The organism is Burkholderia sp. GbtcB21, from assembly GCF_019091065.1.
In the GTDB taxonomy this organism is placed as follows: Bacteria; Pseudomonadota; Gammaproteobacteria; order Burkholderiales; family Burkholderiaceae; genus Burkholderia; species Burkholderia pyrrocinia_C.
Map to the genome: position 1 here is coordinate 1 of NZ_JAGXKA010000056.1, position 3,085 is coordinate 3,085.

3 protein-coding genes and 2 pseudogenes are annotated in these 3,085 nt (G+C 68.6%); all 5 read right to left on the reverse strand.

Annotated elements, in window-relative coordinates:
• Window positions 1–103, reverse strand: a pseudogene (locus KVT39_RS36210) (EscR/YscR/HrcR family type III secretion system export apparatus protein); the annotation flags it as partial.
• Window positions 93–983 (reverse strand): YscQ/HrcQ family type III secretion apparatus protein, encoded by an 891-nt coding sequence (locus KVT39_RS36215; RefSeq protein ID WP_217591404.1) that lies wholly within the window; start codon window positions 981–983, stop codon window positions 93–95. The gene KVT39_RS36215 and the pseudogene KVT39_RS36210, both read right to left, overlap by 11 nt.
• Window positions 983–2,110, reverse strand: a complete 1,128-nt coding sequence (locus tag KVT39_RS36220; RefSeq protein WP_217591405.1) for a type III secretion system needle length determinant, SpaN/EivJ family — start codon at window positions 2,108–2,110, stop codon at window positions 983–985. Before KVT39_RS36220 ends, KVT39_RS36215 begins: the two co-directional genes overlap by 1 nt.
• Window positions 2,098–2,553 (reverse strand): hypothetical protein, encoded by a 456-nt coding sequence (locus tag KVT39_RS36225; RefSeq protein ID WP_217591406.1) that lies wholly within the window; start codon window positions 2,551–2,553, stop codon window positions 2,098–2,100. Before KVT39_RS36225 ends, KVT39_RS36220 begins: the two co-directional genes overlap by 13 nt.
• Window positions 2,537–3,085 (reverse strand): annotated as a pseudogene (locus tag KVT39_RS36230) (EscN/YscN/HrcN family type III secretion system ATPase); the annotation flags it as partial. The pseudogene KVT39_RS36230 and the gene KVT39_RS36225, both read right to left, overlap by 17 nt.

Genomic DNA, 3,085 nt, shown 5'->3' on the forward strand with positions numbered 1-3,085 from the left:
CGAACACGATGGAAAACTTGACGAAGCAGGTTCCCGCCCCGATCAAAAACGGCAACAGCGTGGAGAATGCCAGCAGAGCGATCAGCGAAATATCATTCGACATCGCCGGCCCCGCCCAGCCATTCGGTTACTTCCACCCCCAGTTGGCCATCCAGTTGCACCAATTCGCCTCGCCCGATCAGCGCGCTGTTGGCCCGCACCTCTACCTGCCTTTCGGCATCCGCCGGCAGCCGCAGAAGATCGCCGCGGCACATGTCCTGCAGCGCGCCAAGCGTCAGGCGGTCGCGGTGCAGCACGAACTCCAGCCTCACCGGCAATTGACCCATTTCATGCACGGCCTCGGTTTCATCCTCCATGTTCTGCTGCTCCTGCCACTCCATGGCGATATCCTCTCCAACGATTCGGTAAAAACCCACTGTCCTGTCATGGCAACGCACTTCCCGCGCCAGTTCGCGGATCAGCAGCACGTCGCCGCGCCCGACTCGATCCAGCAAGGCCAGGCGGACCCGGCTGTCGCCGACGACGAAACGCAGCGGCCAGCGCAAACCGGACAAGGGCGGCGGGGCGGAGGCCTCCGCTTCCGGCAAACGCTCCAGCCAAAGCGGCCCACCCGGCACCATCACCCTCAGCAAGGGGCGCTGCGGCAGAGCATCGGCCGCCACCGGCTCGCCCAGCCGCAACCGCTGGTAAGCCAGCTCCGGCATCGGCAGTTCCAACGGATGTTCGACAGCGTCAAGCCACTGCGCCACCAGCGCGTCAATGCCGGAGGACACCGCCAGCTCAGCCAGTTGCGGCACCGCGTGAGCCAGCCAGTCCCGGGGCCTCAGCCATCCTTGCCAACACCCGGCGGCATCCGCCAGCTGCAGCCACACGCCGCTGCGCGGCGGCATTTCCAACTGGGCGTCCCAGCCCAGCCGCCGCCAAGCGGCGGCGCTGCGGACCAGCGCACGCTCCGCCGCGTCTATCCGTCTCAATCCCAGCATCAGGCCTCATCCTCTTCTTGCTGCGGCCGCTGCCGCTGCTCGCCCCCCTCCTCCCCTCCCTTGCCGCCATCGCGCGCCAGTTGCCACTGCTGCGGATTGCCGGACTGCCACTGCTCGCTGAGACGTTGCGCCACCAAGGCATCCGAAGGCTGCAGCAACAAGACGCCGTTCGCCGGCGCCTGCACGGTTACCGCGTGCTCGCCCCCCCAGCGCGAAAAACGGTAGGTCAGGCCGCTCTGCGGCGCATCGACAGCCGGTGCGCGCTCGCTGCGCGCATGCCGCGGCAATCCGGGCGCCGATTCCTGGCGCGCCTGGGTCGATGGAGATGGCGTTAAACGGGAAGGTGGCGCGGATTGGACGGGGCCTCCTCCGTGGAGCGGGAGCGCGTCGGGGCGCGGCTTGCGCTCGACGGAATGTGGCAAGGCCGATGCCGACGATGCGAGGCCCGCATGCTCCGGCGCGGCGGCGTCGGACTGGACGGGGCCTCCGTGGAGCGGGAGTGCGTCGGGGCGCGGCTTGCGCTCGACGGAATGTGGCAAGGCCGCATGCTCCGGCGCGGCGGCGATCTGTCCGGAAAGAAACGCCAGCCCCCCGTCGGCCGCGGCCATGGACGCCGCAACCACCCTCGCGGCCTCCGGCAACGCCGCAGGATGCTTCCCATCCTGCGCGCCGGACTTGGCTGCCATCATGCGGCCCACCGTTTCCGGCAACGACAGCGCGGCGCGGAGAAGCGGCAGCGCGCCGTCCTTGCCTTCCAGCCCGCCGGGTCTGACGGCCGCCTTGCCGCGGACAAGTTCCGCCAGCGGCCAGGCGCTCCGGGAATGCGGCGCCGCGCCGCCACCCTGGGGCAAGGCCCCCATAGGGAGCGACTGACTGCGCCCCTCCGGCTCGACCGCTGCAGCTACCTGGCCCGCTTGATTTCGGCGCAATGCCGCCAAGGCCGGCGGAAGCGGCGGCAGCCAGGGCCGCGCCTCGGCGGCAGATTCGCGATCGCGCTCCTCCTCGTTCCGAGGCTGCGGCTCCCGCCGCGCGAGTTCGCGGGACAGGCTATCCATCAGGCTGTCCGTATCGTCAGGCGACGCCATCGCGCCGTCTCCCGGAAAGGCAACGGGGATCACAGTTTCCATCGTATATTTTCCTCTTGTTCGGCATCTTCCTCGCGCAGACGCGCCAAGCGCGCCTGCTTGCGCAGCCGCGCGGTCAAGTATTGATACTTGTCCTCTTTGCGCTGCCAAGTGCGCCGCTCGTCCTGCCGTTCCAACCTGCGCTCAGCCAGCGCCTGGCGCCGCTCGCTTAATTGCTCGGCCTGCAACCCCAGGTTCTGCAATTGATGCCGCAACACCGCCTGCTTGCGCAGCAGCGCAAGCAGCTGGCCGCGCTCCAGCACGGCGCCGGCCGCGCGCTGCGTTTCCTGCAGCTGGCGCAAGCCGTGCGCCTGGACTGCCAGCGCATCCTCGTCATGGCGCAAGCCTTCATCTTCTCGCGCCAGTTGCGAAAGCTGGGTCTCGCAACGGCGTTGCGACGCTTCGCTGCGGCGTTGCAGGGCGCGCAGCTTAGGCAATAAGCGCATGCATTCCCTTCAACGTGTCGAGGAACGGCGAGCTTTCGTCCAGCGGCTGGCGCAGCCAGCGCTGCAACGGCTCCCGCACCTGCATCGCCCTGTCGTTGTCGGCGTTCTCGCCCGGCCGGTACTCGCCGAGATCGACGAACACTTGCAGCTCCTCCAGCCGCCCCATCTGCGCGCGCACGCCGGAGGCGAGGCGCTGATGGCTGGGCTCGGTCACTTGGCCCGCAACGCGGCTGGCACTTTTCAGCACGTCTATCGCCGGATAGTGGCCCTGGCCTGCCAGCTTGCGACTCAGGTAGATGTGGCCGTCCAGAATGGAGCGGATTTCGTCCGCCATCGGGTCCGGCCCATCGACGCCTTCAAGCAGCACGGTATAAAAAGCGGTGATGCTGCCGATGCTGGTGGCGCCGGGGCGCTCCAGCAATCGCGGCAGGCTATCAAATACCGACGCCGGGTAGCCGCGCCGCGCCGGCGTCTCGCCCGCCGCACCGCGCCAGCCGCCCCGCGCCGGCTGCACCACGCCGGCTGCACGTTG